This window comes from Sulfuricurvum sp. (genome assembly GCF_036279695.1).
Taxonomy (GTDB): Bacteria; Campylobacterota; Campylobacteria; order Campylobacterales; family Sulfurimonadaceae; genus Sulfuricurvum.
In genome coordinates this window covers 15,462-35,017 of the sequence record NZ_DASUIQ010000072.1, presented here as the reverse complement: position 1 = coordinate 35,017, position 19,556 = coordinate 15,462, and the positions used below count along the sequence as shown (strand labels likewise).

The following is a 19,556-nucleotide window of genomic DNA, read 5'->3' as shown; positions in this document are numbered from 1 at the left end:
GTGGCACAAAAAGCGATCGATCGCGGTGTCGGAGCACGGGGATTACGGGGGATTATAGAAGAAGCGATGCTACCGTTACAGTTTAGCTGTCCGTCGAATAAATCGATTGCGAGTGTTACCATTACCGAAGCGGTAATCGATGATCCGAGTAAAGAGCCGATCTTTACCTACAAAGAAGAGCACGCGGAAGCGTGAGAAGTAATCTTTAGTTTGAATACTATCGGAGCTTGGCTCCGATAGTAACTTTTATTGTAATTTCTCAGTTACCAAATCATTGACGACCTGAGGATTTGCTTTTCCTCCCGTCGCTTTAAGCACCTGCCCGACAAAAAAGCCGAACAATTTAGTATTACCCGCTTTGTATTTTTCGACATTATCGGGATTTTTTGCCATCACGTCATCAATGATCGGCAAAATCACGGACGGATCACTGATCTGCACCAATCCCTGCGCTTCGACGATTTTGGTCGGGTTATCACCACTTTGCGCCATCTCTTCGAACACCTGCTTGGCGATTTTGTTGGAAATGATCTCATCATCGATCATTTTCACCAGCTCGGCGACCTGCGCGGCGGTGAATTTCAGCTCGCTTGCGTCTTTTTCTTTGAGTTCTCGCGCCACTTCATTCGCCACGATATTGGCGATAGTTACTGGGCTATTATTGAGTGCTATCGCCGCTTCGTAAAACGATGAGAGCTTCTCATCCCGAGCAAGGGTATTCGCCACTTCGCCGTTTAGTTTCAGCTCACTCGTATATTTGTCAAATCGCGCTTGCTCGACTTCGCTCATCGGTGCTACTTCACCGTCGATCTGTACCTTTTTCTCTGCCGCTTTGCGCTCTGGTTTAGCTGCGCCCTCGTCAGCTTTGTTCTTTTTGTTCCACGAGTCTTTCAGCCCTACAATTTTGTTAAATACCGGCGCTTCGTCGGTATAGTCGATCGGATCGGCGTAAAAATACCCCTGACGCTCGAACTGGAAACGGACATCCGGTTTTTCACTGATGAGCGCAGGCTCGACCAGAGCGTTTTTGATGATTTTGAGCGAATCAGGATTGAGATCTTCGACCCCTTCCGGTGCTTCGCAGGTGTAGAGACGATCATAGAGTCGTACCTCGACCGTTTTTGCCGTGTTGGCTTCGACCCATTGGATCGCACTTTTGACCTTAATACCGCTCGTATCGGAGCCGCTTTTGGAGTCGGGATGGTACGTTGCGATGATCTCCGTGATGTTGCCTGAGGCGTCTTTGATCACCTCTTTGCAGGTGATGATGTAGGCGTGTTTGAGGCGGACACTTTGCTCCGGTGTGAGACGGTAAAAGCCCGCAGGCGGGTTCTCACTAAAATCCTCGCGCTCGATGTAGATTTCACGGGAGAACGGCAGTTTTCGGCTCCCCTCTTTCGGCACATCCTCAGGGTAATACGAGGCATCAAGCTCTTCGCTCCCCTCGTAGTTCTCGATAGTGACTTTGAGCGGGTCGAGGACACACATCACGCGCGGTACTTTGGTATTGAGATCATCGCGGATACAGAACTCGAGCTGTGCGACATCGACCATCGAGTTGGCTTTGGCGATACCGATCTGGTGGCAGAAGTTCAAGATTGACTCAGGGGTATACCCGCGTCTACGAAGTCCTGCGATGGTCGACATGCGCGGATCGTCCCAACCGTTCACATACCCTTCGTTGACCAGTTCGAGAAGCTTACGTTTACTCATGACGGTGTAGTTGATCCCCAGACGTGCAAACTCGTGCTGATACGGGCGCGGTGATGTCAGCCCCAGCGTATCGAGTACCCAGTCATAGATGTCGCGATTGTTTTCAAACTCCAACGTACAGATAGAGTGGGTAACCCCCTCGAGATAATCGGAGATACAGTGACCGTAATCGTACATCGGGTAGATATTCCACGCATCACCTGTTCGGTAGTGGTGGGCGTGACGGATACGATACAGCAGCGGATCGCGCATCTTCATATTCGCCGCACTCATATCGATCTTGGCACGGAGGACGTGTTCACCGTCTTTGAATTCGCCGTTTTTCATCCGCTCCAAGAGATCGAGGTTCTCTTCGACACTGCGCTCGGCATAGACGCTGCGGCGTCCCGCTTCGGTCACTGTCCCGCGATACTCTCGAATCTCCTCTTCGGTGAGGCTGTCGACGTAGGCTTTGCCCATTCTGATGAGCTGTTTTGCATATTCGTAGAGTTCGCCGAAATAATCCGACGTATAACGGACATTCCCCTCCCATTGAAATCCGAGCCACTCTACGGCATCTTTGAGCGCTTCGACGTAGCGGGTGTCTTCCGTCGTCGGGTTGGTATCGTCCATCCGAAGATTACAGTGCCCTTTATAATCCCGCGCGATACCGAAATTGATCGCGATCGATTTGGCGTGTCCGATGTGGGGGAAGCCGTTTGGCTCGGGGGGAAAGCGGGTTACAACTTCGCTGTATTTGCCCGCGTGTAAATCCTCTTCGACGATGGTGCGTAAAAAATCTTTGCTCTCGCTCATATAAAAAACCTTCAAAATCTTGATACTGCTATATTAATTGCGTATTTTATCGAATAAGTTCAATTATAACGATATCAGCAGAGTAAAACATGCAAGGAAATGGCTAAAAACTCATCAATTTTAGGTGCAGTAAACATAATGTTGAAATTCTGTGAAAAGAGAAAGATGTATCAAGTGTGCATTCCAATCGATAAGAATTAGCACAAGTAAGACATCCCCATATCAATTCTCGGGAACATGTCGTACCTTAAAATGTAAAATTATAAGCTTAATTCATAATACTATAACGGCTTAAGCCCTAATAACTTTCTCTTGTCATTAATTTTCATTGCAACATAATCCATAAATGCTGGATGTATTTGCCATTTGACTTTTTGTATCAAATTCCAATTTTCTTTCGTGATTTCAAGTTTAGATGAATCAATGTGATTATATCCATCAGGTTGCGACTTATCTGTTACTCTTGCTCCCAAAAAACCAATTTCAAAAAGGTATTTCCAAAGTGAGAAGATATCCTCATCTGTCCCATTCAGAACTTTTCCAAAAAGCATGGTATTAAATCTTGTAGGAACAGTTTGTAAAAACTTTTTCATATTATCAGAATCAAGAATATAACCTTTTTCAAACCCACAATCAACAAATGAGTTAATTATAGCTTTGATTTTTGGACACTCGTCTTCAACTTCTACTTCTAAGTCATCAACTCTGTTACCAGCGAATTCTGATATGATATTTGATAAATGTAAACTTGTTATTTTATTTACTTTTTCATCATATGCTTGTTCTGCAAGTGCACCAATTAACTGAATTGCGTCTCTTGGGTTTCTAGAGCGTTTAGGAATATAATCAGACCAATATCTTTTAGTCTTAATACCAGGAATTTGAACATATATATCTTGAAAAAATTCACGATAGATTGTTTGATTACAAGGATTTTTTATTTGCTCACAAGCTTTTCTCATACGAATTTCAATAATTCGTCTAATATTTTCTTCACTTTGGTTTAATTTAACGACTTCTTCGCGTACGTGATCAATCTGATCACGTTGTCCACGACCATCTTTTTCAAGTCTTTTCCATACTTCTGTTCTTAATGTAATAATACATTTGACATTTGGAATATCACTCATAATTTCACGTGAAGCAAGAATAAATCCCCAAATTCTATTCAAGTGATTAGGTTCACTTGGTGATGTAATTTGATCAGTATCGTCAATGACTAAGTAAAAAATATTCGTTGTATCGTCAAGCTCTCCTTTGATAGCATCTTTAATCCTAGTCGTCTCTTGGGATTTAAAACTATGAGCTAAAGCTTGAAAATCTATCCCTGAAATTTTTTTTCCAAAACCATTAAGAACTTGTAATGCGCGTTGTATTACATCAGGTTCAAGCTTACCTGCATCTTGTGCTAATTGATTTAAAACTGCAGCATCATTACCATGAACGAAATTAGTATTTTTTTGAGCAATTTCAACACCAATTGCTCTTAAAAGAGCTTTTTTTGATTCTCTAATGATACTTGCCGTCGATTGGTCTGCATAACTTACTACTATGTCTGCTGGTTTTAATAACAAAAATGGAATTGATTGTGTAGAGAGTATTTGATGCATATAATTAACAATTGCAGATTTTCCAGAACCCTTCTTGCCGACGACTATTCTTGGTGTATTTTTAGGAACATGCATGATTTTTTCAAATTGATTGCTTTCTAAAAATACTTCCGGAAGTAAATCTTTATCAGTTTCAGTTGTACCAGACTTTGGAAAATAAGTTCTGAGTTGATTAATATTGTTCACTAGCCACCTTCTTACATTATTCATTAAATTTAATTAGTTTGATTTAAACTTATTTTACTTCCTATTATCTTAAACAAACTATATTCATTGAGGTATTGTTTCCATTTTCCACATTTATTTTATTATTCAACAAACTAAATACTTAACTTATGTAATACTATTCTCGAACAAATCTTGCAATCTCTCCTCATATTAACCGACACTATGAGGACTATCTATGAAACGCGTCTATTTAGATAACAACGCCACCACCAAGCTCGACCCGATCGTAAAAGTAAAAATGCAGCCTTTTTTCGAAGAGCTCTACGGTAACCCGAACTCCCTCCACCAATACGGGATCGAAGTGCGCCCTTATCTAAACGAAGCGATGGGCAATATGTACGATGCCCTAAACGCTCCCGATGCCGATGACATCCTCATCACCTCATGTGCGACCGAGAGCAACAATACCGTCCTTAAGGGAGTCTTTTTCAAACATATCCTCCGCGATCCGAGCAAAAACCATATCATCGCCTCTGCTGTCGAGCATCCCTCCGTCTTAGAGACCCTCCACTTCCTCGAAGATAACGGAGCGGAGATCACATTCGTTGACGTCGATCAGTTCGGTTATGTCAGTGCCGAACGTGTCGCGGCGGCGATCACCGACAAAACAATCCTCATCTCTATGATGTGGGCGAACAACGAAACGGGGATGATTTTTCCCGTCGAAGAGGTTGCCGCAATCGCAAAAGAGAAAGGGATTTTGTTCCACACCGATGCCGTTCAAGCGATCGGAAAAGTGAAAGTCGATCTCACCGCAACACCGATCGATTATCTCACCTTTTCCGCCCACAAATTTCACGGTCCCAAAGGGATCGGCGGTCTGTACGTCCGTAAAGGCTCGGAGCTGCCTAACCTCCTCCACGGCGGAGAGCAAATGGGAGGCAAGCGTGCGGGAACCCTCAACGTCGCCTACATCATCGGTATGGGTCTGGCGATGAAACAATCGGTCGGACATTTGGAGAAAATGAACAGTGACGTGCGAGCACTACGTGACCGTCTCGAAGATGCTATCTCTCAGCTCCCAGACACCATCGTCGTCGGAGATCGTGCACGCCGTACTCCGAACACTATCCTTATCTCTTTGCGCGGTATCGAAGGGGAATCGATGTTGTGGGATCTCAACCGCGCAGGGATCGCGGCATCTACGGGAAGTGCGTGCGCTTCCGAAAGCCTCGAAGCCAATCCCGTCATGAGTGCGATCGGGGAAGATCCTGAACTCGCCCATACGGCAATCCGCCTCAGCCTCAGCCGTTTTACCACCGCCGATGAGATCGACTACACCATCGACGTATTCATCAAAGCGGCGGAACGTTTACGCTCGATCTCCTCTACCTACGCCTACACCAACGAAAAATAGCCGATGGGCTATTTTTACACACTTCACAAAATATTTAAAAAATTAAGTATGACTATTTTATGACTTTTTAACACTTTTTTAATACAGCAAAAATCAAATTTTTCCAACATTTTTGTCTTGATTTATCCAAAAAACTTATATAAATAACTATTTAAAACACACTGTATTTGATTATACAAATTCATCGACTTCATTCGCGAAAATCGCGTGACTGGAATATGACCATCACCTTGGTATCATTTTTTAAGTACTCAAAATACAAGGTGGACTGTTATGATTAGATCATTTTCAATTAAAACTCGACTCATTGTTATGGGCCTATTTTTAATATTATTGTTGATTCTTAGCGGAATCGTCGGAATATCCTCTTTAGCTAAAAACAACACCTATATGACATCAATTTACAACGATAGAGTTGTCCCGATGAAACAGCTCAAAGTCGTTGTCGATATGTATGCGGTCAATATCGTGGATACCACTCATAAGATGAATTACGGACTCATATCGTATTCAGAGGGGACGAAGCTCATCATTGATGCGGAACAAGCGGTAGATAAACAGTGGAAAGCGTATACATCTACTTATCTAACACCCGAAGAAAAACAACTTGTATCCGAAGCGGAAATACTTATGAAAGATGCCAATGATGCAACTGCGGAGCTTAAAAAAATCCTCGCACGTAATGATAAAGAAGCATTAGCTGCATTCGCTAAAGATAGACTCTATCCCGCGATCGATCCGGTTAGTACCAAATTTTCGGAACTGGTCGATTTGCAACTCAAAGAGAGTGAGAAACTGAATAGCGCTTCGGTGGAAACCTACAGCAGTGCTAGAACGGTAGAACTAACCCTCATTATACTGGGAGTAGTATTCGGAACATTTGTTACAGCCCTGATCGCTTCCTCTATTTTAAATTCTATTAATGAGCTACGAACTATCGCACACTCATTGGCGAACGGGGATGGGGATCTCACCAAACGACTGGATGAAAACGGTCACGATGAACTGAGTGAAACCAGTAAAGCCGTAAATGCATTTATCCAAAAGACCCAAGGGATTGTTGCCGATTCAAAACGCAGAGCAAGCGAAAATGCCGCAATTGCGGAAGAGTTGGCAGAAACGAGCAAACAAATAGGTTTGCGGGTCGAAAGTTCTACTGAAATCGTTTTTCATGCGAACAACGATGTTACGAATATTGCAAAAAACACTGCCGAAATCGCCAAAAAAGCCGAAAATGCCAAAGACGATGTAAACAACGCCAAAACAGAACTGATTAACTCTAAAAAAGAGATGGAGGCTATGTTGGAAAAAATCGCAGAGAGTGTACGAATCGAAACCGAATTCTCAGCGCGACTCAACCAACTCAGCAATGAAGCGGAGCAAATTAAACAAGTTCTCTCCGTGATCGGCGATATTGCCGATCAAACCAACTTATTAGCACTCAATGCCGCAATCGAAGCGGCGCGTGCCGGCGAACACGGACGAGGGTTTGCCGTGGTTGCGGATGAAGTACGCAAACTTGCAGAACGTACTCAAAAAAGCCTATCTGAAACCGATGCCACCATCAGTACCATCGTTCAATCCATCGTAGAAGCCAGCGAGCAAATGGAGAAAAACAGTAAAAATATCGAAGAACTTGGAAGTTTAAGTGAAACTATCAGCCAAAAAATCCATACCTCGACCCATATCATGGAACAGACACAAGAGGTGATTACCGATCTATCGGTTGGCTCAGATGCCAATGCACAAGAGGCTACGCGAGTAGCAAAAGAGGTCAATGAGATCAGCGATCTCTCCTCTAAAAATGCGCGCAGTATTGAGGAGGTTGCCTCGGCTGTCGATCATTTAGCCACCAATAGTATCAATCTCAATAGTCAACTCGGATTATTCAGAACCTAACACAGGATATGCTATTATTGTATAAACCGATTACAATAAAGGGTGTTAATGAATCAATTACAAGATGAAACGTTTATATCAAATGAAGATGATGTTTGCCATAAACTGTTTCAGTCGGCCATTGATACCCAAAAAAATCTAATCGTGCTCCTCTATCAAAACAGATTGGTTCTTTTTAACAAAGCCTTTCAAGAATTTACCAATATGCCTACGGTGAAAATGTTTCTCCGTGAGTTCGGTTCTCTCCCTAACCGTTTTGTCCCTCATGAAGCCTATTTTCATGCAGGAAAAGCCTCCAATCCACAAGAGTGGACACGAGCCATCATGGAGCTGAGCGAGAGTGATCGTATCGTCAGTATGATCAACTACCGTGCCGATCCCTTTGCGTTCTCGGTCACGATCGAAGAACCGGTAGAAGATTACACTATTGTCTCGTTTTGCGATATTTCCCAAGATTTGATCAAACGGATCATGATCGAAAACGATGTCAGTATTGACAAAGAGAGCGGCGCGTTCAATAAAGATTATTTTGTCCACACCTCTAAAAGCTTCCAAAATGCCGCCGAGTTTAATGAAAAAGCGGTGGGTATTACGATGATCGAGTTGATGTCATCGGACAGCGAAGCCGATAAATATCTACACGATTTTACCTCCAGCATCAAATGCAATATCCGCCAAAGCGATATGTTGGTGCGATGGGATAAAAAGACTTTTTTATTAGCCTATTTGATCGACAATGCGGACAATGCAATGAAATTCAGCCGAAAATTGCTGAGTGTCATGAGGGAAGAGCCTTTTGAGAACCTAAAAACGATTCAAATGCGTCTGGGGACAACCATACAACTCGAGAATGAACTCATCCCCGATATTATTGAGCGTGCTCAAAGTGCTTTAGCGCGATCCCAAGCCTCACAAACGACTCTTCTGTAATCTTATTCAAAATCGCTCATCGGTACGTCGATTAAAAACAGATGAGCATCTCGATTGGCGGTAATTTCAAACGCCTCATCTCCGATCACGTGAAGCTCATCCCGACGTTTAAGGGTATGTCCGCATGCGTTAACCTCGCCGTCAAGAACAAATAAAAGACGACCGTATCCCGTTTGGATAGGATCGGAAACCAAGGTGTGCCCCATAAAAAGATGGGAGACACGAACCGTAATATCCTGCTCTATCCGCAGAGAGTTTTTACGCCCGTTTCCGCTGATAATGAGTGCCCAGCGGTTAAGCCTATCCATATCGCAATTGCGCTGCTCATATCGGGGCATAAACCCTTTTTGACGGGGTATGATCCATAACTGTAATACTTTGGTTTTTTCAACAGCAGAGGGGTTATGATCTAAAAGGCGGATATTATTACCCGCCGTAACATACTGCATCTGCCCTGCTCTACTCACACCGCGGCTTCCGTCACTATCTTTGTGTTCCAACAGACCGTGCGTTACAAAGGTTACGATCCCGACGTCACGATGAGGCTGAAGTTCACAGCTCCCCAAAGGTTCGATCTCTGTCTCTTTTAAAAGACATAACGCCCCTAGTACGCTCTGTTCACAATGATTGTCATCATGCCTGACGAAAGAACTTTTATCATTCATACCGCACTTGCCGGCTCGATGCAAAAATGTTTTCATTTTAATCCCTTTCCCAAAAGCGATCTAACTCTTTTAGCTACTCGGATATACTCATAAAAACTATTGTAGCACTCTAACTATAAACTTTTATTAATATAAAAACTGTTTTTTTAAACGTCATACTCAGCACCGAGTTCCGAGCGGGTCAAGCGTAATCTCTCTGCCAATACCGCGGCAAGACTCTGCATAAAATGGAGTGCCGTTTTTTTGTGATGAATTGAAAATTGTTCAAAATCATCCCGTCTAATACTATACAACTCCACATCGCTCGCGGCAACCGTATCGGTATAATGAGGTATCCCCTCTAAAAAAGAGAACTCACCAAAAAAATTGTTTCGTCCTATCGTGTTTAAATGGATACTTTTTCGTCCCGGATAGGGGAGCATAATCCGCACGGAGCCGTGACGAATGAGAAAAATTTCACCGCTTCCTTCCCCTTCGGAATAGATCGTTTCCCCTTTTTTATAGCTTCTTGTCTCTACCAGACTCCGTAGCTCTTGGATGGTTTCCTCTTTTCGCCCTTTGAAGAGATCCAATTCACTCAAGTCTAAGACCCCTTCACCGTCACACACAAGCATACCCTCTTTGATGATTTTATGCTCCACCCACTCGATAGCATCGTCCAGATCGTCAAACACTTTGATCGGGCTCAAGTGTTTGAGCAATCCGACTTGGTTGAAATAGCTCTCCATATCATCTCCGCTGGGGAGTTTATGGGGCAGTCGGCATAAAAGAAGATAACCGTCTCGCTCATGCAGAATATCTTTGATCTGCAATAAGATATGGGCGGCGGTGAGATCAACGTTCTGCACCCGCTTCATATCCATGATGATGTATTTTTTATACTGTAAATCTTCTTGGAGCATTGTGTATAGCTGATTGGCGGTACCGAAAAATAGACTGCCGTGAAGTTCGTAAACGGAAAAAATATCCCCTCTGGAACACAAAAGGTTCTCCTCTTCCTTTCCCCGAACAATCTTGCTACGAGCTTCCGTTCCGTCTTGATGGCGGTAGACGACAGACGCACCGATTTGTTGGATGATATAAAGCACTACCGCTAATATCAGCCCGACACCCGCCGCCGCGATCAAACTGATCGAAAGTGCCGTTACGGCAACAGCAACTATAATAAAAAAATCGAGCATGGTTTGTCGTGATTTGAGAAGTTTCATACTGTGTTTATCGATCATTCGAAAACCGATCACAATCAAAATACCGGCCAATGCCGAGACCGGAATCCATGCGATAAAACGGGCTAAAACCACAAAAGCCACTACCGCCATGATCCCCTCGATCAGTCCTGATAATCTGGTTTGAGCACCGCTGGAGATATTGACCATAGTAGCTCCCATCGTCCCAGACCCCGGCATACCTCCGATCAATGCGGAGACAACGTTACCTGAGCCTTGAGCGATAAGTTCTCGGTTTGAGTTATGAAACGAATGGGTCATGGAATCGAGAATAACGCAGGTTTTCAGGGTATCGATAGAGAGAAGTGCCGCTAACGTCAACGCAGGAAAAAGTAAAAGGGTGAAATCATCTATAGTAAAATGCATGATACTTTGAAAACGGCCGATAAACGTGTCTAAAAAGTTGATCCCGCCGCGCCCTCCAAGCTCTCCGATCACATACGCATTATTGGGTTGCAGTAAAATCGGATCGATAAGTCCCAGAATGAAATAGGCTCCTATCCCCGCGATCAGTGCCGTAATAACGGCCGGAATGGCACGTAATACTTTATTAGCATAAATCATAGTAATAATGGTCACCATTCCAACCGTAATGCTTTGCCATTTCCATCCGGAGAGGATCTGAAACGCATCCCAAAAGTGCGTCCCCTGAGGGAGTCCTACAAATATGGGCGATTGTGCCGCGATAATATAGAGCCCTACCCCGCTAAGATAGCCGCTGACAACGGGAAACGGCATATATTTGATGAGCCTTCCCAATCCGATAACACCGAAAAGGATCTGAAAAATCCCCGCTAACAACGCGACAATCATCAACATCGAAAAGACTAAATCGGGTCCGACATCTTGGGATATATAGTGAAGGGCAAAAGCTGATAGTACCGCAGCGGCAGGGGCACTCGGAGCGGAGATGAGACGTTCCGTCCCACCCATGAGAGAAGCGACCACTCCCATCGCCGCAACGCCTAATATACCAGCAACCGCACCGTAAGCTCCATAGTGTCCCCCGATGGTCGCGTAGATCGTTACCCCAAACGCGATAGCAGCGGGCAATGCCACGAGCATCGCCGCCGTTCCGCCCCAAAAATCGCCTGAAAAGTTTGCTGTTTTAAACATTTTTCACAATCCCATACTCATTCAAATAATCGATCTATTTTATTGTATCCAAAATAAAATTTTGATGGGACAGTGAAAAGAAAATGCTCGGTTGTAGCGCTTAAGACATCGCATCCATCGTCTGTATCAGTTCATGCATTTGTGTGTCCAAATTTCCGACATACTGCGTTAAAGAGGTCATTTCCTGCATGTTCTGATTGAGTGTTTCACTGTTATCACTGATCGCTTGAATCAGGATATTGATCGTTGCCGAACTCTCAGCAAGGCTTTTTTGGGTACGTTCTGCCAATTTACGGACTTCATCCGCAACAACAGCAAAGCCCCGACCGTGCTCGCCTGCTCTGGCTGCTTCAATCGCCGCATTAAGGGCAAGAAGATTCGTTTGTTCTGCAATGTCTCCTATGGTTACCAATATCTCTTTAGTCTCTCTCGCATTTCCGACTAAGATATGGAGATTATCCGCAAGATGACGCTCTTTTGCGGCAACCGTGTCAATTTTCTCTACAGCGGTATTAATCGTTCCGTTCAGCTCAACAAATCGGGTATCCCGCATCGTTTTGAACTGTTTCGTTTTCGTATCCAGTACCTCTTTCGCCTCATGATTTTGACGTTGCATTGATTGCAGTGTGGTTCCGAGTTCATTCACTTTTTCGAGCAACTGCCCCATTTTCCCCTCTACCTGTATATTGGCACGGGTATCATATTGCCCTTCGACAAGGGAAGTAACCACTTTCATCATATCATCGATACTCAACTCAATCGAATCGAGCATACTGTTCATTGTTTTTTTCAACAAATGGACATGCGGAGATTTTGAGTCATTGGTAACACGACATCCATAATGACCGCTTCTTACTTTATCCGCCAATAAAACCATTTCACCGGCTACTTTCGTATCGATGAGAACCGTTTCTTCATGTGCACGAATAATACTATTAACTTTTTCTTCCACACTACCCGGAGCGGCCGTAAGAGGATTCAAGCTGTTGCGTTTATGCTCGATCAACGCCAAAAAACCGTTTAGTTCATTTTGCAATTCACTATTATCCGGAGCATCAGGATGCAAAATCATCCATCCCCCTACGAGCATAGTGACCAATGTCATTACCACCGTAGCATACGTGCTATCGGCTAAAAACTCTACCGAAATACAGACAACCCCAACTCCGGCAAACAATAGTATTTTTCCCCAGTTACGCATAGTATCCTCGATCCAATGTTTTATATAATTCCATAGAGCTTTGAATCTCTTCAGCACTTGGCTTTCTGCGGCATGAAATATAGCCGGATTCGCTTCTTGATCCATTCCCCATTGGGTATACCATGGCAAAAACCCAATAATAGCCCCCATCTTTGGTTCTATTTTTGACATACCCTGTCCACGTTTTCCCTTGCTTCAAGGTGTTCCATAAATCTTTAAATGCCGCTTTAGGCATATCGGGGTGCCGAACAATACTGTGCGGCTTGCCTATCAATTCGCTAAGGCTATAACCTGCCACTTTGCAAAAATCTTCATTCGCAAAGAGGATATTTCCTTGGGCATCGGTCTGTGAAACCAAAAAATCGGTTTCCTGTAAAACATATTCGCGGCTCATTGTATTTCCAATTTTGATAATATTGTGATATGCACACTGGAATAGTACAATTTTGTCGGTCACATCCCAGTGGCAAAATGTGATATTTTTGTGACCGAAACATGACTAACACGCTGAAACAAGGTATTATCCATGCTACAATCACGTCATGATTTCATCTCCGAACACTACACGGCGCGGCATTGCCTTTATGCTTATCGCCTCTTTTTTATTTGCTCTGACAATGGTGTTTGCCAAACTCCTATCACACTCGATGGGCTCCGTTGAAGTGACTTTTTGGCGTAATGCGATCGGTTTGGCACTCATCGGAGCATTTATCCTCCATAAACCGATCCGAAATATCGGCGGTAAGCCCGTTACCCTCATTTTTCGAGGGGTAGTCGGAACCGTTGCCCTGTTGGCATTTTTCTATACCGTCAGTGCCACATCCCTCTCGAACGCTATCGTTTATGCCAAAACGGAACCGATTTTTACGGCACTTCTCGCATTTTTGGTGTTGGGGGAAAAGCTCAAACCTAATGCCCTCATTGCGGTCTTTATCGGATTTGCGGGGGTGGCGATGCTGAGTGGAATGGAGATGGGGTATCTACATGTCATGGGGATACTGTGCGGCTTTCTCTCCGCACTCGCCTATACGAGTGTCCGAAGTCTCAAATCTTACTACGATGAACGCACCGTCGTCCTATCGTTTATGATCTCAGGAGTCGTGATCCCTTTGATACTCATGGTGGTTGCGGAATACACAACCTCAGAGCTGTTCGCCTTTGCATTGAGCCCGTTTACCATGCCGATGGGTATGGATTGGCTATGGATTGCTCTGATGGGGATTTCAGCCGCGTATGGGCAGATTTATATGACCCGTGCCTATTTTTACGCAAAAGCCGGCATTGTGAGTACGGTGAGCTATTCGGTCGTGCTGTTTGCAACATTTTTCGGGGTGTTATTGGGAGATGTTCTCCCGACACCGATGGTGATCGGAGGGGGAGTGATGATTATACTCAGCGGGGTTTTACTCTCACGAGCAAAATAAACCTATAGTTTGATATGCTTGGACAATGAATCGCCGAGTTTATCCAACGGCATCTTTTTATCTTCCGGTCTCTCTTTTATCTCATGCTTTTCGGGTGCCGCAGTGCTGATATTGTTTTCCTGAGGTATCGGTTTTACTTCCGGCTCAGGTTGTACTTGGGGAGGAGATGAGAGATTATCCTCGCTTGAGATATTGCTCTCGCTCGAAACATTGGCATCATCACCGTAATGTCGAGCAATATAGTCATCCAAAAAGAATGCTTTGAAGATTAAAAAAACGATAGCAAAAATAAAAGCGTACATAACAGGCCGCATATTTTTACCTCCGATAGGCGATTTGTTAACGTATTTTATCTTGTTTTGTTAACAAACGAGTACAATCACCCAACTTCTTGCATCTCTTCAGGCTCTTCTTGAACCAGCTTTCCGATACCGCGTTCAGACAAAGCAATATCTTCTCGGAAACTCTTAGCTTTATAGCTCGGAGATTTGAGTTTGCCCTCTTTGCTGAGACCGAGTTTGTAGATCTCTTCGTTGCGGAAGTGTTCGTCAAATTCAGCCGTAAACGGCATATCCCACGTAATACATCCGATACTCGGACAAATCGCCGCACATTGCGGATCATCGTAAATACCGACACATTCTACACATTTTTCTGGTTGAACGTAGTAGTGTTTTTTACCCGTCGGATTGCTCATATCGTCCACAATCGCATTAACGGGACATTGTTGTAAACACGCATCGCAGGTGATGCAGGTATCATTGATAATAACAGCCATTTTATCTCCTTAGAATTCTGCCCTGAAAGGGCAAGCTTTAGTGCCTTAGCGGCAAGCGTAGCTATCTGGATGCATTCAGATAGCGTTATCTTTAGATGTGTGAACGATGCGCTGCAACCACGGCGGCGGATTGCCCAACAACAGCTCTTGGAGTTTTTTGATCGTCTCATCGATTCGATCATTCTCACCTGAGCGCATCGGATATATTTTGGAGGCAAGTACCATTTTCGAAGCGGTAGGTCCTATTTGTGAACAATACAAGATGTCTGCTTCTTGGATGGTACTGATTTTGTAGGCTAGCTTTTCGTGCTCATCCTCAATCGCATCTTCAGAGCTATCGAGGGTTTTGACATATTCGGCACTATCTTCGCTGATCCGATAAAGCTCGAAGCTTTTCGACCATCCGAAATGCTGATTGACAAAGATACCATCCGTTGACGCAAATGCGATGAGCACGATGAATCCTTAAACCGCTACGGCTTCGCGTGCTTCACGAGCGGCAATAGAGATGTCGTCACGGAACGTTTGCGGTGCTACTTCAGGAGAGAGAAGACCCCGTTTTTTCGACTCACTGATAACGTACTCTGAGCTGTTCACGTAATAGTCGTTGAATTCAGCGGTATATGGCATATCCCAAACAATACACCCCTCAGTAGGACACGCCGCGGCACAAGCCGGTGTTTGCGCATGACCGACACACTCGATACATTTTTCCGGTTTTACGTAGGTATATTCCCAATCCTCACGCGGAGAATCGCTCTCACTCGCGATTGCCGATACCGGACATTCGTCGATACACGCATCACAGTTAATACATAAATCAGTAATCATTACAGCCATAATTGACTCCTTAGTTAGTTTTATACAATTGCTCTTTGCATTTTTCATACGAGGTACTATCAAGTAAGGGAGTGAGCTTAATGTCCACCGCTTTGAGTAGCAGTGTCACGTTGCACCCCTCGCACAACTCCATCCGCTCGAACGCATCGGTCGTTATCAGAGAGTTGAGTTTTCCGCAGGGGGTTTCGACACTCACTTCACTCAAAACCGTCCCCTTACGAAAATGTTGTAATTCCCCGCTGAGATGGTTTTCGATCGAAACGCTCCCCTCTTTGGCTCCCTTGCAAATTGCAATAGCCGCTTCTTGGACACGGCATTCGACCTCATCACCGACATGAAGCCATTTAGGGACTTCGGTTTTGAGCAGTTTTAATTCTGTATCATTAGCCCGCACCGTAATACAGCTGAAAAAATCGTCGCTTTTGATCTCTTCGACTTTTGCGCTAAACGTATTCATAGAAAACCCCTTACCAGAGATAAATCACTATTCTTTTATCGATAACGTTTTCAAACTGTTCCAAAATCATCCCCGCCGTCGAGGTAGGTCCGAGGTGACATCCCGAACACGCCCCCAAATAACGGAGCCAGATTTCAGGGGTATCGCCGCTCACGAAGTTAACAAGTTCTACCCCTCCCCCGTCACTGGCGAGGATAGGGGCGAGATTATCACGGATTACCGATTCAACTTTGGCGTATTGGGAAGCTTCATCCATCATACGAAATGCGACATTTATGTCGTTTGCCGTATTTTGATTACTAACATACGTTAGGAGAGAGTGGGCTTGTGCTTCCCCCGCATGGGCGGCACGGATCATCCATTTCATTGAGTTTAGAACATCGTCGTTACGGAGTAGTATCCCCAGTTTGAGCTGAGCGGTCGGCATGTTCGCCTCTGCCGCAACCGTGTAATAACGGATCGATTCTTCTTTGGAAGCACTCACACCGATCCCGTTCTCATACATACCGCCCAGATAAAACGACGCGACTTCATGCCCTTGCTCGGCGGCACGATTAAATAGCGCATAGGCGGTTTGAATATTTTTGGCAACACCGAATCCTTTGACGTACATCGTTCCCAGATTGACCATCGCATCGGTATCGGTCGCACTCAACGATTCCCAAATCGCCTTGGCTTTTGGATAATCTTTGGCATCGTATGCGATGATCGCGCTCTCCATCAATGATTGTGCTTCCATATTCTTCTCCTCATAACGTTTTAAATTTCGACGAAGATCCGCCATCGCCTCTTCGTAGGTCTCTCCAAACCCTTTTACCTCGGGAAAATCACAGCTATATATCTCATAGCCGTCCCCCTCTTCATTACTGAAATAGTGATAATGGGTTCGCAGTTCATCCATAGGAATCCCTTTTTTTATAACCTCCTTGCAATTGCCGTTCTAAACACACGAATAAAAAATGCATAACGATGCGAAAGTCAGATGTAAAGGAGACCCGATGATAGCGATCCCTGTGGAATCACAGAGCAGTGATACGATGAGTACGAAACTTTTCGGCAATGCGCAATTTTTTGCCTTGGTCGATCCAAAGAGCAAAACACACAGCATTATTCCCAACGAAGGATGCGGCAACGGCATTAAAACCGCATCCTTCTTGGTGGATCAAGGTACGACCTCTGCCCTATACGGATTTTTGGGAGACGGACCGTTTCATCTCATGGTTCGCGAAGGGATCGAAGTCTATTGGCTCGGAAAAGAGACTATGCCGCTAAAGAAAGCCATCGAGACCGCCCTCTCCCAAACACTTATCCGAGTAACGCCCGAAAACGCCAAAGAGTTTCTCGATCCTGGAACCGCGGCGGGAGCATGCGAATGCGGGTGCAGCCATGACTGAGATCATCACCAGCGAAATGGAAGAGATTCGCAGACTGATCGTTGCAACCGTAGCCAAACGAAACGCACTCAAAACCGAGATGGCGCAATGGTACGAAGCACACAGCAAACGGTTCGAACGTACCAACGAACTTATAACCGTCGATTCGACCCTCAGCGAGCTCGACAGCCATTATAAACGTCTTTGGGATTATCATAACACTAAATCTATCGCATCCTAAGGAGTAATGATGAATGAGAACCTACGAAGTGAGATACTAAAACACGCGAAAGCGGCATTTGAGCGTGCATGTACACTGCGTGAAAACGAACGGATCGAAGTCTACCTCTATGACGGGGTGGTAAAAGTGAGCGATGTATTGGGTGAAGAGGAGAAGATTGTCTACAGTCCGAACCGTATCTTGTGTTATCAAGTATGGGGACACGATTACCTCGAAGAGGAGATCCGCGCATGGATCGATCAAGCCCGTCTCGAAATCACTCCAAAACCTCTCGAAGAGAGTATCGTTGAAACCGTAATCAAGGTTGCAAGCGCTAAAGGGATAAGCCCAGAAGAGGTAAGTTCGTATGAAGTATTCGCCAACCTACGCATGGATCAACTGGAGCAAATCGAACATGCTATCATCGAATACTGGTGGGATAACAAAGAGGTCGAAAATGCCAAATCGTTAGCACTGGGACAAATCAATGAAGCATTAAAAGGGTTATAATTTTCCGAAAATATAAATTAATTTTTATTTATCAATGCTATAATTTAAAAGTATTTATATCAGTGGGAGTTATTTTATGTTTTTAAAACCTTTTCTGCAATGGAACGTTCTATTGCTGTCCGCACTCGTAATCGGCGGTTGTACAACCGCCCTTCCCCCGCATGACACTCTTAAAAATGCGATGAACAAAACATTTGATCTCAACGGGTACAACTACACCTCATCAACACGTATCACTAAAATTGCTTTCCCTGAAGATACGAATGCGACCTCTGAAGAGGAGAAAACAGCCTCGGACAAACTCACCTCTCTTTATCTGCAAAAAGGGATTGATGTCATCCGAGGATTTTCATTCGGATTAAACGGCGCTATCAATTATGCCGGTGGGATTCAATCCGAAGCGACATACGATTTACATTACAACAAAGACAACGTTGAAATCTCGATGAAATTTCCGTTTTTGTTCGATTATTCGACAAAAACACTCTATATGGGGCGAACGTTCTTAAACACCATCTTCCCATTGAAACCTGAAGATGAGGGGAAAATGATACGCTTTGATCTGAACGATTCGATCATCAGTACCGTTATCGGCGAAGATAGTATGAAACAATTCGATGAAAAGACCGTACACAGTATCAATGCTGCGATGAAAGAGGGGGTGATCAAAGCATTCAGCGACATCAACGCTTCCTCTTTTAGTTATCAACCGCTAAACGCTCTCGAAAAAAACAGCGGAAGTACGAAAAAAGTCCATCTCTCCCTCGATCGTAATCAATCGGTCAAAATGATCATGACCATCACCGACGCAATGATTCAAAAAATGTACTCTGAGTCGGTAATCACCAAAGAAATCTACGGCTCGTATATGGTTCTCAGCGATCCGAAACAGCTCGCACCGCTTATCGAAGCACTTAACTTGCAACTCGATTTTGATTTCGGGATCGGTTCAGACGATCATATTGTCTATATTCAATCCGCCATTAACGCGTCCGACAAAAATGAGCGTTTTGTTCTCGGCATTGAAAATACGACCTCTTTGGAAAATTTTAATGCACCAAAATTTTCTCTTGACCCTAAACGATCCGGCAGTATCGAGTATATAAAAGTGTTCAGCGACTGGAAAAATCTCTTCCCCTCTGAACCTGAAACTGACCCGTTAGCGGATCTCGCACAGCTTTCAGATCTTAATGAAGATGACAATATCAAATAAC

General features: G+C 44.3%; 20 protein-coding genes and 1 pseudogene. 9 read left to right on the top strand and 12 right to left on the bottom strand.

The window, feature by feature from the left end; translation table 11 throughout:
• A pseudogene (clpX, locus tag VFW36_RS07655) lies at positions 1 to 195 on the top strand (ATP-dependent Clp protease ATP-binding subunit ClpX); the annotation flags it as partial.
• A gap of 51 nt (positions 196 to 246) precedes the next feature.
• Here clpX and VFW36_RS07650 read toward each other — a convergent pair.
• Complete coding sequence (locus VFW36_RS07650) at positions 247 to 2,508, bottom strand: glutamine--tRNA ligase/YqeY domain fusion protein (protein ID WP_329658221.1); 2,262 nt, start codon at positions 2,506 to 2,508, stop codon at positions 247 to 249.
• 281 nt (positions 2,509 to 2,789) lie between these two features.
• A complete protein-coding gene (locus VFW36_RS07645; protein ID WP_329658220.1) occupies positions 2,790 to 4,304 on the bottom strand; it encodes a P-loop ATPase, Sll1717 family in 1,515 nt (504 codons plus the stop codon).
• A gap of 217 nt (positions 4,305 to 4,521) precedes the next feature.
• Between VFW36_RS07645 and VFW36_RS07640 the strand changes: the two genes are divergently transcribed.
• The 3 genes from VFW36_RS07640 to VFW36_RS07630 all read left to right on the top strand — a co-directional run bounded on the left by VFW36_RS07640 (position 4,522) and on the right by VFW36_RS07630 (position 8,532).
• Positions 4,522 to 5,703, top strand: a complete 1,182-nt coding sequence (locus tag VFW36_RS07640) for a NifS family cysteine desulfurase (RefSeq protein ID WP_329658219.1) — start codon at positions 4,522 to 4,524, stop codon at positions 5,701 to 5,703.
• Between the two features lie 273 nt (positions 5,704 to 5,976).
• Complete coding sequence (locus VFW36_RS07635; RefSeq protein ID WP_329658218.1) at positions 5,977 to 7,602, top strand: methyl-accepting chemotaxis protein; 1,626 nt, start codon at positions 5,977 to 5,979, stop codon at positions 7,600 to 7,602.
• A gap of 48 nt (positions 7,603 to 7,650) precedes the next feature.
• Entirely contained in the window at positions 7,651 to 8,532 is an 882-nt protein-coding gene (locus VFW36_RS07630) for a diguanylate cyclase domain-containing protein (protein WP_329658217.1), read from the top strand.
• Between the two features lie 2 nt (positions 8,533 to 8,534).
• Here VFW36_RS07630 and VFW36_RS07625 read toward each other — a convergent pair whose 3' ends face one another.
• From VFW36_RS07625 to VFW36_RS07610, 4 genes are all read right to left on the bottom strand, one after another.
• The gene (locus VFW36_RS07625; protein ID WP_329658216.1) at positions 8,535 to 9,233 is read right to left on the bottom strand and encodes a pirin family protein; all 699 of its coding nucleotides are present in this window, start codon (positions 9,231 to 9,233) and stop codon (positions 8,535 to 8,537) included.
• 110 nt (positions 9,234 to 9,343) lie between these two features.
• Positions 9,344 to 11,539 (bottom strand): SulP family inorganic anion transporter, encoded by a 2,196-nt coding sequence (locus VFW36_RS07620; protein ID WP_329658215.1) that lies wholly within the window; start codon positions 11,537 to 11,539, stop codon positions 9,344 to 9,346.
• Positions 11,540 to 11,639: 100 nt separating this feature from the next.
• On the bottom strand, positions 11,640 to 12,092 hold the full coding sequence (locus VFW36_RS12575) for a methyl-accepting chemotaxis protein (RefSeq protein ID WP_414720272.1): 453 nt from the start codon (positions 12,090 to 12,092) through the stop codon (positions 11,640 to 11,642).
• A 640-nt stretch (positions 12,093 to 12,732) separates the two neighbouring features.
• A complete protein-coding gene (locus tag VFW36_RS07610) occupies positions 12,733 to 13,134 on the bottom strand; it encodes a PAS domain-containing protein (RefSeq protein WP_329658213.1) in 402 nt (133 codons plus the stop codon).
• Between the two features lie 148 nt (positions 13,135 to 13,282).
• On the opposite strand from VFW36_RS07610, the gene VFW36_RS07605 reads away from it, so the two are divergent.
• Positions 13,283 to 14,164 (top strand): DMT family transporter, encoded by an 882-nt coding sequence (locus VFW36_RS07605; protein ID WP_329658212.1) that lies wholly within the window; start codon positions 13,283 to 13,285, stop codon positions 14,162 to 14,164.
• A 2-nt stretch (positions 14,165 to 14,166) separates the two neighbouring features.
• Here VFW36_RS07605 and VFW36_RS07600 read toward each other — a convergent pair whose 3' ends face one another.
• The 6 genes from VFW36_RS07600 to VFW36_RS07575 all read right to left on the bottom strand — a co-directional run bounded on the left by VFW36_RS07600 (position 14,167) and on the right by VFW36_RS07575 (position 17,140).
• Entirely contained in the window at positions 14,167 to 14,478 is a 312-nt protein-coding gene (locus tag VFW36_RS07600) for a hypothetical protein (protein WP_329658211.1), read from the bottom strand.
• Between the two features lie 65 nt (positions 14,479 to 14,543).
• Positions 14,544 to 14,942, bottom strand: a complete 399-nt coding sequence (locus tag VFW36_RS07595; protein WP_329658210.1) for a 4Fe-4S dicluster domain-containing protein — start codon at positions 14,940 to 14,942, stop codon at positions 14,544 to 14,546.
• Positions 14,943 to 15,017: 75 nt separating this feature from the next.
• Positions 15,018 to 15,398 carry a NifB/NifX family molybdenum-iron cluster-binding protein gene (locus VFW36_RS07590; RefSeq protein ID WP_329658209.1) on the bottom strand — a complete coding sequence of 127 codons (381 nt, stop codon included), beginning with the start codon at positions 15,396 to 15,398 and terminating at the stop codon, positions 15,018 to 15,020.
• A 9-nt stretch (positions 15,399 to 15,407) separates the two neighbouring features.
• Positions 15,408 to 15,782: a 4Fe-4S dicluster domain-containing protein gene (locus VFW36_RS07585; protein WP_329658208.1), complete on the bottom strand. Its 375-nt coding sequence runs from the start codon at positions 15,780 to 15,782 to the stop codon at positions 15,408 to 15,410.
• A 10-nt stretch (positions 15,783 to 15,792) separates the two neighbouring features.
• On the bottom strand, positions 15,793 to 16,239 hold the full coding sequence (locus VFW36_RS07580; RefSeq protein WP_329658207.1) for a TOBE domain-containing protein: 447 nt from the start codon (positions 16,237 to 16,239) through the stop codon (positions 15,793 to 15,795).
• 10 nt (positions 16,240 to 16,249) lie between these two features.
• Positions 16,250 to 17,140, bottom strand: a complete 891-nt coding sequence (locus VFW36_RS07575) for a NifU family protein (RefSeq protein WP_329658206.1) — start codon at positions 17,138 to 17,140, stop codon at positions 16,250 to 16,252.
• A gap of 97 nt (positions 17,141 to 17,237) precedes the next feature.
• Between VFW36_RS07575 and VFW36_RS07570 the strand changes: the two genes are divergently transcribed.
• The 4 genes from VFW36_RS07570 to VFW36_RS07555 all read left to right on the top strand — a co-directional run bounded on the left by VFW36_RS07570 (position 17,238) and on the right by VFW36_RS07555 (position 19,555).
• The gene (locus VFW36_RS07570; RefSeq protein WP_329658205.1) at positions 17,238 to 17,633 is read left to right on the top strand and encodes a NifB/NifX family molybdenum-iron cluster-binding protein; all 396 of its coding nucleotides are present in this window, start codon (positions 17,238 to 17,240) and stop codon (positions 17,631 to 17,633) included.
• On the top strand, positions 17,626 to 17,853 hold the full coding sequence (locus tag VFW36_RS07565; protein WP_329658204.1) for a hypothetical protein: 228 nt from the start codon (positions 17,626 to 17,628) through the stop codon (positions 17,851 to 17,853). The genes VFW36_RS07570 and VFW36_RS07565 overlap by 8 nt, the downstream gene beginning before the upstream one ends.
• 9 nt (positions 17,854 to 17,862) lie before the next feature.
• Positions 17,863 to 18,342 carry a hypothetical protein gene (locus tag VFW36_RS07560; protein ID WP_329658203.1) on the top strand — a complete coding sequence of 160 codons (480 nt, stop codon included), beginning with the start codon at positions 17,863 to 17,865 and terminating at the stop codon, positions 18,340 to 18,342.
• A 76-nt stretch (positions 18,343 to 18,418) separates the two neighbouring features.
• A complete protein-coding gene (locus tag VFW36_RS07555; protein WP_329658202.1) occupies positions 18,419 to 19,555 on the top strand; it encodes a hypothetical protein in 1,137 nt (378 codons plus the stop codon).
• The last annotated feature ends 1 nt before the right edge of the window (position 19,556 follow it).